Origin of the sequence: Pseudomonas sp. LLC-1 (assembly GCF_002992185.1) — a bacterium.
GTDB classification, from domain to species: Bacteria; Pseudomonadota; Gammaproteobacteria; order Pseudomonadales; family Pseudomonadaceae; genus Aquipseudomonas; species Aquipseudomonas monteilii.
Window position 1 is genome coordinate 229,600 of record NZ_LUVY01000006.1, and the last position, 13,283, is coordinate 242,882.

The 13,283-nt window shown below is 62.6% G+C and carries 11 protein-coding genes; 6 read left to right on the forward strand and 5 right to left on the reverse strand.

The features are described 5' to 3' along the window. The first annotated feature begins 45 nt into the window (after positions 1–45). The gene (groL, locus tag A0O30_RS04840; RefSeq protein WP_060498008.1) at positions 46–1,686 is read left to right on the forward strand and encodes a chaperonin GroEL; all 1,641 of its coding nucleotides are present in this window, start codon (positions 46–48) and stop codon (positions 1,684–1,686) included. A gap of 199 nt (positions 1,687–1,885) precedes the next feature. On the opposite strand, the gene A0O30_RS04845 is transcribed toward groL, so the two are convergent. Continuing rightward, a complete protein-coding gene (locus A0O30_RS04845) occupies positions 1,886–2,614 on the reverse strand; it encodes a phosphatase PAP2 family protein (RefSeq protein WP_105945756.1) in 729 nt (242 codons plus the stop codon). Between the two features lie 183 nt (positions 2,615–2,797). On the opposite strand from A0O30_RS04845, the gene colR reads away from it, so the two are divergent. The 5 genes from colR (at position 2,798) to A0O30_RS04870 (ending at position 6,505) form a co-directional block, all read left to right on the forward strand. After that, positions 2,798–3,481 carry a two-component system response regulator ColR gene (gene colR / locus A0O30_RS04850; protein ID WP_003255215.1) on the forward strand — a complete coding sequence of 228 codons (684 nt, stop codon included), beginning with the start codon at positions 2,798–2,800 and terminating at the stop codon, positions 3,479–3,481. Beyond that, positions 3,471–4,781: a HAMP domain-containing sensor histidine kinase gene (locus tag A0O30_RS04855; RefSeq protein WP_105945757.1), complete on the forward strand. Its 1,311-nt coding sequence runs from the start codon at positions 3,471–3,473 to the stop codon at positions 4,779–4,781. Before colR ends, A0O30_RS04855 begins: the two co-directional genes overlap by 11 nt. 108 nt (positions 4,782–4,889) lie before the next feature. After that, on the forward strand, positions 4,890–5,570 hold the full coding sequence (locus A0O30_RS04860; RefSeq protein ID WP_019098319.1) for a class I SAM-dependent methyltransferase: 681 nt from the start codon (positions 4,890–4,892) through the stop codon (positions 5,568–5,570). Positions 5,571–5,576: 6 nt separating this feature from the next. Beyond that, the gene (locus tag A0O30_RS04865; protein ID WP_016713590.1) at positions 5,577–6,275 is read left to right on the forward strand and encodes a lipopolysaccharide kinase InaA family protein; all 699 of its coding nucleotides are present in this window, start codon (positions 5,577–5,579) and stop codon (positions 6,273–6,275) included. Then, a complete protein-coding gene (locus A0O30_RS04870) occupies positions 6,275–6,505 on the forward strand; it encodes a hypothetical protein (RefSeq protein WP_019098317.1) in 231 nt (76 codons plus the stop codon). The genes A0O30_RS04865 and A0O30_RS04870 overlap by 1 nt, the downstream gene beginning before the upstream one ends. A gap of 169 nt (positions 6,506–6,674) precedes the next feature. Here the strand turns inward: A0O30_RS04870 and A0O30_RS04880 are convergent, their stop codons facing one another. The 4 genes from A0O30_RS04880 to A0O30_RS04895 all read right to left on the reverse strand — a co-directional run bounded on the left by A0O30_RS04880 (position 6,675) and on the right by A0O30_RS04895 (position 13,276). Then, positions 6,675–9,719 (reverse strand): multidrug efflux RND transporter permease subunit, encoded by a 3,045-nt coding sequence (locus tag A0O30_RS04880; protein WP_105945758.1) that lies wholly within the window; start codon positions 9,717–9,719, stop codon positions 6,675–6,677. Between the two features lie 10 nt (positions 9,720–9,729). Continuing rightward, positions 9,730–10,878, reverse strand: a complete 1,149-nt coding sequence (locus A0O30_RS04885; RefSeq protein WP_105945759.1) for an efflux RND transporter periplasmic adaptor subunit — start codon at positions 10,876–10,878, stop codon at positions 9,730–9,732. A 233-nt stretch (positions 10,879–11,111) separates the two neighbouring features. Beyond that, the gene (locus tag A0O30_RS04890) at positions 11,112–12,209 is read right to left on the reverse strand and encodes a DUF1513 domain-containing protein (RefSeq protein ID WP_104833372.1); all 1,098 of its coding nucleotides are present in this window, start codon (positions 12,207–12,209) and stop codon (positions 11,112–11,114) included. Positions 12,210–12,211: 2 nt separating this feature from the next. After that, entirely contained in the window at positions 12,212–13,276 is a 1,065-nt protein-coding gene (locus tag A0O30_RS04895) for an imelysin family protein (RefSeq protein WP_105945760.1), read from the reverse strand. Positions 13,277–13,283 lie beyond the last annotated feature (7 nt).

Sequence of the window (13,283 nt, forward strand, 5' to 3'; positions counted from 1 at the left end):
CCCCGACTTCCCGTTACTCCAAAGAATTCCAAGGATTAAACGATCATGGCTGCTAAAGACGTAAAATTCGGCGATTCCGCTCGTAAGAAAATGCTGGTTGGTGTCAACGTTCTGGCTGACGCGGTAAAAGCGACCCTGGGCCCGAAAGGCCGTAACGTGGTATTGGCCAAGAGCTTCGGCGCGCCAACCATCACCAAGGACGGCGTTTCCGTCGCAAAAGAAATCGAGCTGAAAGACGCCTTCGAAAACATGGGCGCCCAGCTGGTCAAGGAAGTTGCTTCCAAGGCCAACGATGCTGCCGGTGACGGCACCACCACCGCTACCGTTCTGGCTCAGGCCATCGTCAACGAAGGCCTGAAAGCCGTCGCTGCCGGCATGAACCCGATGGACCTGAAGCGCGGTATCGACAAGGCCACTGCTGCCGTTGTTGCCGAGCTGAAGAACCTGTCCAAGCCATGCGCCGACTCCAAGGCCATCGCCCAGGTGGGTACCATCTCCGCCAACTCCGACAACTCCATCGGTGAAATCATCGCCGAAGCCATGGAAAAAGTCGGTAAAGAAGGCGTGATCACCGTTGAAGAAGGCTCCGGCCTGGAAAACGAACTGTCCGTCGTAGAAGGCATGCAGTTCGACCGTGGCTACCTGTCGCCATACTTCGTCAACAAGCCGGACACCATGGTTGCCGAGCTGGAAGGCCCGCTGCTGCTGCTGGTCGACAAGAAGATCTCCAACATCCGTGAGCTGCTGCCAGTTCTGGAAGCCGTTGCCAAGGCCGGCCGCCCACTGCTGATCGTTGCCGAAGACGTTGAAGGCGAAGCGCTGGCTACCCTGGTAGTCAACAACATGCGCGGCATCGTCAAGGTTGCTGCGGTCAAGGCCCCAGGCTTTGGCGACCGTCGCAAGGCCATGCTGCAGGACATCGCTGTCCTGACTGGCGGCCAGGTCATCTCCGAAGAAATCGGCCTGTCCCTGGAAACCGCTACCCTGGAGCACCTGGGTAACGCCAAGCGCGTGATCCTGTCCAAGGAAAACACCACCATCATCGACGGCGCTGGCGCCGACACCGAGATCGAAGCACGCGTCAAGCAGATCCGTGCCCAGATCGAAGAAACCTCGTCGGACTACGACCGTGAGAAGCTGCAAGAGCGTCTGGCCAAGCTGGCTGGCGGTGTTGCCGTGATCAAGGTCGGTGCTGGCACCGAAGTTGAAATGAAAGAGAAGAAAGCCCGCGTTGAAGACGCCCTGCACGCTACCCGTGCAGCCGTTGAAGAAGGCGTGGTGCCTGGCGGTGGTGTTGCCCTGGTTCGCGCCCTGGCTGCCATTGCCGACCTGAAAGGCGACAACGAAGACCAGAACGTCGGTATCGCCCTGCTGCGTCGCGCTGTTGAAGCCCCGCTGCGCCAGATCACTGCCAACGCCGGCGACGAGCCAAGCGTTGTTGCTGACAAGGTCAAGCAAGGTTCGGGCAACTTCGGCTACAACGCCGCTACCGGCGAATACGGCGACATGATCGAGATGGGCATCCTGGACCCAGCCAAGGTCACCCGTTCGGCCCTGCAAGCTGCTGCTTCGATTGGCGGTCTGATGATCACCACCGAAGCCATGGTTGCTGACCTGCCAGAAGACAAGCCAGCTGCTGGCATGCCTGACATGGGCGGCATGGGTGGCATGGGCGGCATGATGTAAGCCAGCCTTACCCCCTGCACCATCAAAAAGCCCCGGTTCGTGAGAACCGGGGCTTTTCTTTTTCCTGTTGGGGCCATTGGGGCTGCTGTGCAGCCCATCGCCGGCAAGCCAGCTCCCACAGGACTGCATCAACCTTGAAGCCGGCGCGTTACCTGTGGGAGCTGGCTTGCCGGCGATGGGCCGCAAAGCGGCCCCAGTGTCAGGCGACGCTACGTTCGACAGCTGGCGCTTCCACCACTCCACGCCGATACAGAACCAGGTAATACGACCCCAACCCGATCAACCAGCAGAACACCGCCGTCCACACGTTATGCGACAGGAAGTGTGCCCCCTGCATCATCCTCCCTACGCCGAGTACCGAACCGGCCAGCAAAGCCACCACAAATGCTGCCCGCGCCAGCCGTGGTTTGCGATCACGCAGCATGAAGAACAGGCCGAACAGGCAGAACCCGGTTGCCGCATGCCCACCCGGCCAGCACAGGCCAGGCTTGTCGGTAGCAGGCCGCGGTTCCAGCAACTTGCTGTAGGTTTCCGTGCCGCCAAACTGGGTCAGGCTCCACGGGCACTGTACCTGGGTCACCTTCTTCAACGGCGTGACAAACGCCGTGGACAGGCCCAGTGCCAGCACCAGGCAGCCCAGCTCGCGGCGCCAGCCGAACAGGCGCTTCCAGAAGAAACTGGCAGCAAAGGTGAGCAGCGAGATCACCCCCAGCAAGATCACCACCTGCTTGACCCGGTCGTGCAGGATGTTCTCCAGCCAATAGCTGTGGCGGCCGATGAACTGCCCGGCAGCGGGGTCGAAAAACAGGTTGGCCACGTCCATGTCGACTGACGTCAGCTCCAGCAGAATCAAGGCCAGCGCGGTCGCCAAGGGGACGCCCAGATACAGCCAGAAATTGATCGGGCGAGGGCGGGTTCGTTGCTGCATGGTGGCTCCAGGGCACGAAAAAGATCGGGCATTGTCGGCTGCCCGCTATCCTGTGTCCGTGAAGGATCAGTGAAAAAACCGTCAAGTGGGGTGAATTTTCCTGGGGGCTGGCACCGTGCAAGCATAGGCCTTAAGCTGCGCCTGCCGCGCACCACTGCGAGAAGCGCCGCACAGGAGAAACCGATGCGCATTCTTTTGGTTGAAGACAACCGCGATATTCTGGCCAACCTGGCCGACTACCTGGGTATGAAGGGCTACACCGTCGACTGCGCCCAGGATGGCCTGTCCGGCCTGCACCTGGCCGCCACCGAACACTACGACCTGATCGTGCTCGACATCATGCTGCCCGGCATCGATGGCTACACCCTGTGCAAGCGCCTGCGCGAAGACGCCCGCCGCGACACACCGGTGATCATGCTCACCGCCCGCGACCAACTGGATGACCGCTTGCAAGGCTTCCGCTCCGGGGCTGACGACTACCTGCTCAAACCGTTCGCCCTGTCAGAGCTGGCGGCGCGCATCGAAGCAGTGCTGCGCCGCGCCCAGGGCGGAGGGCGCCGGACCTTGCAGGTAGCCGACCTCAGTTACGACCTCGACACCCTGGAAGTTACCCGCCAGGGCCGCCTGCTCAAGCTCAACCCGGTGGGCCTCAAGCTCTTGGCCGTGCTGATGCAGAAAAGCCCGCACGTACTGCGCCGCGAAGTACTGGAAGAAGCCCTGTGGGGCGACGATTGCCCCGACAGCGACAGCCTGCGCAGCCATGTACACCAGCTGCGCCAGGTGATCGACAAGCCGTTCGAAAAACCCTTGCTGCATACCGTCCATGGCGTCGGCTATCGCCTCGCCGAGGGCCGCGATGGAGTTTAAACAAAGCCTTGCCCAGCGCATCATCATCGCCTTTGCCCTGATGAGCGCGCTGGTGGCCGGGGCGTTCGCCTTCGGCATCGTCGCCACCGTGCACCTGGTTGAAGAGCGGCTGATTTCCTCTGTGCTGGGTGGCGACCTGCAGCGCCTGCTGCGCATGGACAGCGTCAGCGACTGGAGCCACCGGCCGCGCCCCGACCAGCTGTTCTACTTCAGTGGCGGGCGTGACGACTTCGAACTGCCCAAAGACTTGCGCCACCTCGACCGGGGTTTCCACGAAGTATTTCGCGACCAGCTGTCGTACCACGCCATGGTCGAGATCGTCGATGGCCGCCGTTACGTGCTGCTGCAGGACCAGAGCGACTTCGAAGAACGCGAGCGCGTGTTGTTCGCGGTGGTGGTGGTGGGCTTCGTGCTCAGCCTGGTGCTGGCAGTCATCCTCGGCTGGCTGGTGGCGCGCCGGGTAATGGCACCGGTGATCCGCCTGGCGCGCCAGGTGCGCCATCGCGATCAACTGCTGGGCCTGGCCCCGCCACTGGCACCGGACTATGCGGCGGACGAAGTCGGCCAGTTAGCGGTGGCCTTCGACGATACCCTGGGCCGTTTACGCGATGCGCTGACCCGTGAACGGCTGTTCACCAGTGACGTCAGCCATGAGTTGCGCACACCGTTGATGGTGCTGGCCACCTCCTGCGAGCTGCTGATGGAGAACCCCAACCTCGACGCCCGCGCGCGTAGCCAGGTAGAGCGCGTGGCGCGTGCCACGGAAGAGATGCGCGAACTGGTCAAGACCTTCCTCATGCTGGCCCGGGCCCAACGTGACGAAGGCGCGGTGGCGTCGCGGGCGACCTTGCGCGAAGTGGCCGACGAACTCATCGGTGTGTGGCGCGATACCATCGAGCAGAAGGGCCTGACCCTCTATTTCGATGGCCGCATCAGCGCCAGCCCGGTGCTGTACAACGCTACCTTCCTGCAGTCGGTGATGGGTAACCTGTTGCGCAATGCTGCCCACTACACCGACAGCGGCTACATCCGGCTGAGCCTGGAGGCCAACGGTTTCAGTGTGGAGGACAGTGGCGTGGGCATCCCCGAAGAGCAGCGCGAGGCGATGTTCAAGCCGTTCGTGCGCGGTGACGAGCGGCGTGGCGAAGGCTTGGGCCTGGGGCTATCGCTGGTGCAACGAATTTGCGACGACCAAGGCTGGCATGTCACCCTCACATCGACCCTGCCGCATGGTTGCCGCTTCCAGGTGGACCTGAGCAACACCAAGGCCCAAGGCGGCCCGGACGCCATGGCCGAGTAATCTGTTGTAACAGGTTAAAGGGCGCGCAACATTTTTTTCACATTGGCATGACCTGATTCCAACGCTTGCTTACCTAAGGTGAGCGGCACTGGAGTCAGGAGATGCCCAATGCGTAGCCCCATCAAGCTTGAATTTTCCGAGAAGTACGACAAAGACCACGCCCGCGAGTACTTTCTCAAGCACCAGGATGGCCTGGCGCGACGCCTTTCCCACAAGCGAGATGAGCAGCTGGCGCGTCGCGCCCTGGCATTGGCCGGCGAGCCCGGCCTGGTACTGGACCTGCCGTGCGGTGCCGGCCGTTTCTGGCCACTGCTGGCAGAAAAGCCCAACCGGGTGATCATCGGTGCCGACAACTCCGAAGCGATGATCGAGACAGCCTGTGCCGCGCAACCGCCAGAAGTGGTGGCGCGGGTACGCCCTTTGCAAACTTCAGCGTTCGCCATTGACCTGCCGGATAATTCGGTGGACAGCATCTTCTGCATGCGCCTGTTCCACCACATTGGCGAATCGGCGCACAGAAAGACCATACTTTCGGAATTTCAACGGGTTAGCCGTGATAGTGTGATTCTGTCGTTGTGGGTCGATGGCAACTTCAAGGCCTGGCGCCGGAAAAAACTGGAGCAACGCCGCAGTGCCAAGGCCGAGCAGGACAATTACCAGAACCGTTTCGTGTTACCAGCCGAAACGGTCGAAGAAGAATTCAGGGCCGCCGGCTTCAGAATCCAGGAACGCCTCGACTTCCTGCCGTTCTATGCCATGTGGCGGGTCTACGTATTGCGTAAGGGGTAGTGTTTGATGGCTGTAGCCCAGAAAGGGGAGTCGCGGTTCGATTTTTACTGGCGCCAGCAGGGCGAGTGGGTCGAGGAGCCTAACCAGCGCCGTGGCGGCGAAAGTGGCGTGCAACGCCTCAACGATGCCAATGGCAAGCTGCTGTATGCCAAGCGCCAGGTCGGGCATATCTACCGCAGCCTTATGCACCCTTTTGGGCGACCAACCGTATTGCGTGAGCTCGATGCACTGAACAGCTTCGAGCAACTGGGCGTTCGCGTCCCGCGTATCGTCTTTTGTGGTGCCGAGCGCGATGCCGACCACCAATGGCGTGCGCTGCTGGTCAGCGAAGCCCTGGATGGCTTTGTCGAACTCGACACCTGGCATGCCGAAGGTGCCCGTGAGCGTTACCCGCAGGTGGTGCATGAGCGCATGCTCAAGGACCTGGCGGACAACCTGGCGCGCATGCACCTGGGGCACTGGCAGCACGGCTGCCTGTATGGCAAGCACGTATTCATCAAGGTGATCGGCGAAGGCGAGCAGGCGCGGGTCGAAGTCGCACTGCTGGACCTGGAAAAATGCCGGCGGCGCATCAGCTGCCAGCGTGCGGCAGGTAACGACCTGCGCCAGCTGCGCCGCCATTCGTCGATCAATGACGCCGAATGGCAGACGCTGCTCTACTTTTACAAGATGGCGTTTGGCAGCGCTGTCAAAGGGTTAGAGTAATGAAACTAGAAATAGCTCGAGCTTTGTTCCTGGTAGCTGGCCTGGCGGTGACCACCGTGGCGGTGGCTGCCTGGGAAGAGCCGAGGCCGACCGTGTTCAGCAAGGCTGAGATGGCCGACCAGTGTGCACTGCCGCGGGAAGCGAAACCGCAGCAGGCACAGGTCGCGCCAGACCAGGACCTGTTGCTGTTCCTGTTCGGCCTGCGTCAAGGGTTGCGGCCATTTGGTTGAACCCTGCGTTAGCTAGAAAAGCCAGAGGCCTCGCGATTGCGGGGCCTCTGGCTTTTTTGTGTCTGCTTTGCTGGCCTCTTCGCGGGCTCGCCCGCTCCCACAGGTACTGCACCAGTCTCAGTAGCGGTGCCGTCCCTGTGGGAGCGGGCGAGCCCGCGAAGAGGCCGGATCAGGCTACAGCAGGCTGCTTGGCCACCGCCTTGTGTGCCAGCAAGGTATAGATACAAGGCAGCACAAACAGGGTAAACAGCGTACCAATCGACATCCCGGTGGCAATCACCGTACCGATGTCAAAACGGCTCACCGCCCCGGCCCCGGTCGCCAGAATCAGCGGCACCATGCCGAACACCATCGCCGCCGTGGTCATCAGCACCGGCCGCAGTCGAATGGCCGCCGCTTCCTCGATGGCCTCACGCACGCTCAAGCCGCGTTCCTCACGCAACTGGTTGGCGAATTCGACGATCAGGATGCCGTGTTTGCTGATCAGCCCGATCAAGGTCACCAGCCCGACCTGGGTGTAGATGTTCATGCTCGAAATACCCAGGAACAGCGGCAGCAGCGCCCCACAGATCGATAATGGCACCGTCACCAGGATCACCAGCGGGTCGCGGAAGCTTTCGAACTGCGCCGCCAGCACCAGGAAGATGATCGCCAGCGCCAGGCCAAAGGTGACCCACAGTGCGCTGCCTTCCTGCACGTACTGGCGTGCCACGCCGGCATAGTCGAAGGCGAAGCCTTCCGGGGCCTCTTCGCGGGCGATGTCCTGCACGGTTTTCAGCGCTTCGCCCAGGCTGACCATGGGCACGCCCTGGATGATCGCCGAGTTCAGCTGCTGGAACTGGTTGAGCTGGCGTGGGCGGGCGCGGTCGGTGAGGGTGATCAGGGTCGACAGCGGCAGCATCTGACCCTGGTCATTCTTCACGTAGTAGTTGTTCAGCCAGCCGGGGTTGTCGCGGTACGGCCGTTCGACCTGGGCAATCACCTTGTAGCTGCGGCCTTCGAGGGTGAAGCGGTTGATTTCCGCCTCGCCCAGCAGGGTGGCCAGGGTGCCGCCGAGGGTGTCCATCGATACCCCCATCTGCGCGGCCTTGGCCCGGTCGATGTCCACCACCACTTCGGGCTTGTCGAAGGCCAGGTCGATGTCGAGGAAGGCGAATTTGCCGGATGCCTGCGCCCGGGCTTTGATGCGCTGTGCTACGTCCAGCAGTGCCGGGTAGTCGCCAGCGGTGTTGATCACGAACTGGAACGGCAGGCCCTCGCCGGTGCCGGGCAGGGAGGGCAGGTTGAAACCGAAGATCTGCAAGCCGCCGATTTCCTCAAGTTTGGCCTGCACCAGCGGCAACAGCTCCATCTGCGTGCGCTCGCGTTCGTTCCAGGGTTTGAGCAGGAAGCCGCCGATGCCGGTTTGCACGCCGTTGAATCCGTTGATCTGGAACGATGAGTAGTACTCGGGGAAGGCCTTGAACAGTGGGGTGAATTCGTCGGTGTAGGCGTTGAGGTAATCGAGGTTGGCCGGCTGCGGCGAGCTGCTCATCATGAAAATCACCCCCTGGTCCTCGTTGGGGGCGAGTTCGTTCTGGGTGAACGTGAGCAGCACCGGGATCAGGCACAGGATGATCACGGCAAACACCAGCACCACCGGGCGGCTGTCAAGGGTGGCATGCAGCAGGCGCTGGTAGCGCACCTTCAGGCGTTCGAACAGCATGTCCAGACGGTGGGCCAGGCCACTGGGGTTCTGCTCCTGGCGAAGCAGCAGGGCGCACATCATCGGCGACAGGGTGAGAGCGACGATGCCAGAGATGATTACCGCCCCGGCCAAGGTCAGGGCGAACTCCTTGAACAAGGCCCCGGTAAGCCCGGTGAGGAAGCCGATCGGTGCATACACGGCAGCCAGGGTGATGGTCATCGACACCACCGGCAGGGCGATTTCGCGGGCGCCTTCAAGGGCCGCATCGAATGGCGATTTGCCTTCTTCCATGTGCCGGTGGATGTTTTCCACCACCACAATGGCGTCGTCCACCACCAGGCCGATGGCCAGCACCATGGCCAGCAGGGTCAGCAGGTTGAGCGAGTAACCCATCATCTGCATGAAGAACAGCACCCCGATCATCGACAGCGGAATGGTCACCACCGGGATCAGCACCGAGCGCAAGGCACCGAGGAACAGGAACACCACCACGATGACGATCAGCACGGCCTCGCCAAGGGTCTTGATCACTTCGTCGATCGAGGCCTGGATGAACAGCGTGGCGTCGTAGGCAATCGACACTTTCAACGCCGAAGGTAACTGGCTATCCAGCTCGGGCATGATGCGGCGCACTTCCTTGATCACGTCCAGCGGGTTGGCTGCCGGGGTGGCCTTGATGCCGATGTACACCGAGGGGGTGCCGTCGAACGAGCTGACCGTGTCGTAGTTTTCCGCACCCATCTCGACCCGCGCCACATCGCCCAGCAGCACGCGGCTGTCGCCGTTGGTCTTGACCGGCAGGGCGGCGAACGCCTCGGCCGACTTCAACTCGGTGCTGGCGTTGATGCTGGTGACCACGTATTCGCCCTTTACCTCACCGGCAGCGGAGAGGAAGTTGTAGCGGCGCACGGCGTTGGTCACGTCGGTGGCCGACAGGCCGAAACCGGCCAGTTTCACCGGGTCCAGCCACAGGCGCATGGCAAACACCTGGTTGCCGAGAATCTCCGCTTCGGCCATGCCCGGCAGGGTGGCCAGCTTGGGCTGGATGACCCGCGACAGGTAGTCGGTGATCTGCGGGTTGCTCATCTCCTTGCTGTAGAAACTGACGTACATCAGCGCCGAGGCGTCGGCGGCTTCCTTGCTGAGTACCGGGTCTTCGGAGTCTTGCGGCAGTTTGTTGCGCACTTCGTTGGCCTTGGCCAGCAGCTCGGTGAACAACCGGTCGCTGTCGGCGCCGATGCGCGCGTAGATGGAAATGATCGAGAAGTTCTGCCGGCTCACCGAGGTCATGTAGTCGATGCCTTCGGCACTGGCCAGGCTCTGCTGCAACGGCTGGGTGATGTAGCCCTGGATGGTTTCGGCGTTGGCCCCGGGGTAGGCGGTAGTCACCGTGATCAGGGCGTTTTCCATTTGTGGGTACTGGCGGATCTGCAGTTTGTTCCAGGCCTGGAAACCCAGCAGCAGGATCAGCAGGCTGACCACACTGGCCAGCACCGGGCGGCGGATGAACGGGTCGGTGAACGCCATGCCTGCCTCCTCAGTCCTTGCCCGGCGCGCCCTGTTCGGGCTTGAGGGCTTTGTCCTGGCCGATGCGGATCGCGGCGCCGGGGGTGAGCTTGAGTTGCCCGGCGGTAACCACCTGTTCCCCGGCTTGCAGGCCCTTGCTGACCACCACTACGCCGTCGCGGCGTTCGCCGGTCTGTACGGTGCGTTGTTCAGCGACTAGCTCGGGTTGGCCCTTGTCGTCGTTTTCCTGCTTGCCGTCCTTGTCCTTCTTCGGCGTGGCGACGTAAACCGAGTTGCCATACAGGGTGTAGGTAATGGCGCTTTCCGGCACCACCACTTGTGGCTGTGGGTTAGGCAGCAGCACCAGCAGGCTGGCGAACATGCCTGGCAGCAGTTTGCCGCCGGGGTTGGCCAGGGGGGCGCGCACCAGCAGGTTGCGCGTGGTTTCCTCGACCTTGGGGTTGATGGCGCTGAGGCTGGCGGGGAAGGTCTGGCCTGGGTAGGCGGCTACCTGCACCAGCACCTGCTGGCCTAGGCTTAATTGCGGCAGGGCCTGTTCCGGTACGTTGAAGTCGACGTACAGGCTGGATGTGTCCTGCAGGGTGGCAATCACCGTGCCGGCGGCCAGGTACTGGCCGATGTCCACCTGGCGGATGCCGATGGTGCCGCTGAACGGGGCGTTGATGCTTTTTTTGATCTTCTGCGCCTTGAGTTGCTCGACCACCGCCTGGTTGCGGCGGTACTGAGTGGTGAGGCGGTCGAACTCGCCGCGCGAGATGGCCGAGTCGCCAACCAGCTGGCTGCCACGACCGAAATCGACCTTGGCCAGGCCCAGGTCGGCCTGGGCGGTGCCAAGCAGGGCGGTTTCCTGGTCATCGTTGAGTTGCAGCAGTAACTGGCCGGCTTTGACCTGCTGCCCTGAGTCGAAGTGCAGGGCTTTGACGATGCCTTCCACCTCCAGGCTCAGCTCCACACCCTGCAGTGCCTTGAGGCTGCCCACGGCGGGCAGGCGCGCTTGCCACTGGCGCTGTTCGGCCAAGGCTACCGCAACGGTGATGGGCGGCTTGGGGGCAGTGAACACCTGGATCTGCTGGTAGATCGAGAACGCCTTGTAGCCCCCCAGGGCCAGCACGATCAGCAGAACCACGGCCAACATGATGAGCATGCGGCGGCGCAGCATAAGTCCGGTTCCTTGGATTTGGTTGTTATTCGTTTAGACACGACAACGGGCGATCCTGCCCACGTGTGGATGGGGGAAGTATTGACTGTTTTTGGTTTGAGGGGGAGTGAAATGCCTGTACCGGCCCTTTCGCGGCTAAAGCCGCTCCTACAGAGAGCGCGTAGTCATCGGATCGCGCGGTCAGTGTAGGAGCGGCTTTAGCCGCGAAGAGGCCGGTCCAGGCAACAGAGAAATCAGACGAGATGCAGGTGGTTGTCCCAGAAACCGGACGGCAGGTTCATCGGCTGCCCGACCAGCTCGGCCTTGCGGCAATCGTAGAACCGGCAACGGCCCTGCCCGGAGGTAACGACGAAACCATCCTTCACCGCGCCAACGCCCGCGCAATCGGGCATCGGTGCATCCAGCCGCACCGCACCCGTGTCCAGGTCCCAGACAAACAACCGGTTGGCCCGTGGCGCAGTCAGCGCCACCAGCCGCAGGTCGCTGTGGATCGCGACGCTGGCGGTGTACTGGGCCATGGCCTGCAACTGCCGCTCCGGCACCGGGAAGGCCTTGAACGGCTCGCCCGGGCGCTTGATCGCCAACAACTCGGCCGTTTCATCGGCATCACCCATGAACTGCTGGCAGGCGGCGATGGTGCCATCGCTGCCCACTGCCAGGTGACGCACGCTGTTCATCTGCTGGGCCAGGGTTTCCTTGCTCAGCAAGGTGCCGTCGCGCTGCATCAGCACCAGGCTCGGTTCCATGGCATTGAGGTTCATCTCTACCCGGCTTTCGGCTTCGGTACGAATGCCGCCGTTGGCCACGATCAGCGTCTCGCCGTCGGGCAGCCAGGCAACCTCGTGCGGGCCGATGCCGTGGGTCGGGATTTCGCCGGTGTGTACCAGGCGTTCGCCTTCAAAACGGTACACGCCCAGCACGCCACGCCCAGGGTCGGTAGTGTCGTTCTCGGTGGCATACAGCCATTCACCCCCTTTGTGCACCACCGCGTGGCCATAGAAGTGCCGGTTCGGCTGCGAGGTCACGGTTTGCAGCAGGCGCCCGTCGCGCAAATCGACCAGGTAGCTTTCGGTACCGGGGCGGCGGGCGACGAACAGGGCGATTGGCTGCTCGGGGTGGTGGATGATGGCGTGGCAACGCTGGGCGACCTGGGTGCTGAACACCTGGGTGCCGTCCAGGCGGAAACCCACGGCATAGTGCTTGCCGTCGCCATCGTCACGCGCCGAAAGCAGCAGGGGTTCGCTGCCTTTGTTGCGGAACAGGCTCCAGCCGCCCAGGGTCAGGGCACTGAGCAAAACGCTACCGAGTTTGAGGGCCTGGCGTCGCAGCATGATCAGTCACCGTCGTTGGCATTGAAGCCCAGCTGAATGTTCAACGCCTTGGCCAGGTCGCCTTCGTGCAGGCGATGGACAGCGTTGAGGCTGTCGTAGATCTGGTTCAGGGTTTGCTGGCCAGCGTCGTCGGCCAGCAGCTCGCCCAGCGACTTCTGGTTGTCGGCCAGCAGTTTGAGCGAGGTAGCGTAGGCGGCGTCGATCTTGTCCGCCAGCGCTTTCTGATCGCTGGACAGCAAGCCGCGCAGGCCTTGGTTGTCGACCCCGACCCAGACGGTTTCGGCCGCCTTGAGGGTGGCTTCCAGGCTCTTCAGCGAGGAGTGGCTGCGCCAGGCTTCGGCCTGCAACGGCTGCGGGATGCCCTTGCTCTGGCGGCCCATCGGCGCACCCAGCTTCTTCTTCAGGGTATCCAGGGCGGTGACCTGGGAGCGCAGCAGGTCGGCGATGGCCTCGTGGGAGTCGGCGTAGCGCTGGTTGGGGAACTTGGTCATCTGCGACAGCATGCCGTCGGTGCTGTTCCAGCTCTTGAGGATATCCTCGGCCAGGACCTTCTGGTGTTCACCAATGGCCACCAGCAGCGGGCAGTAGCGGGCTTTCTGCTCGGCAGTGGCGACGTCCGGCTTGCTGTCGAACAGGATGTACTCGTAGGCCGACAGGCCACGTACCACCACACTGGCTTTGCCCAGGGACGCGACGTCTACCGGCTTGTCGCCGTTGACCAGCTGCTCGACCTGGCGGCCGACCAGGTTCTTCTTGTCGGGCCAGAACTGTACCTGCCAGGCGCGGTTGCCTTCGGCCAGCGGGCCGACCAGCAGCGGTTGCAGCTCGGCCCAGGCCTTTTGCGCATTGAGGAAGTCGGCACGGGCCTTTTCCAGGTCTTCCTTGCCTTCGCAGTAGGCCAAGGCGCTGGCGGCCAGCGTGCGGTCGGCTTCGACCCAACGGCTGTAAGTGGGCAGGATGACCTGCTTGGCGATGGCAGCGGAGGTGACGGCTTGCGGGTCCTGCGGCGAGCAGGCGCCGAGGGCGAGTGCAGCGAGGCTGGTGAACAACAGTTTGGGTCGGAACATGCCCGGC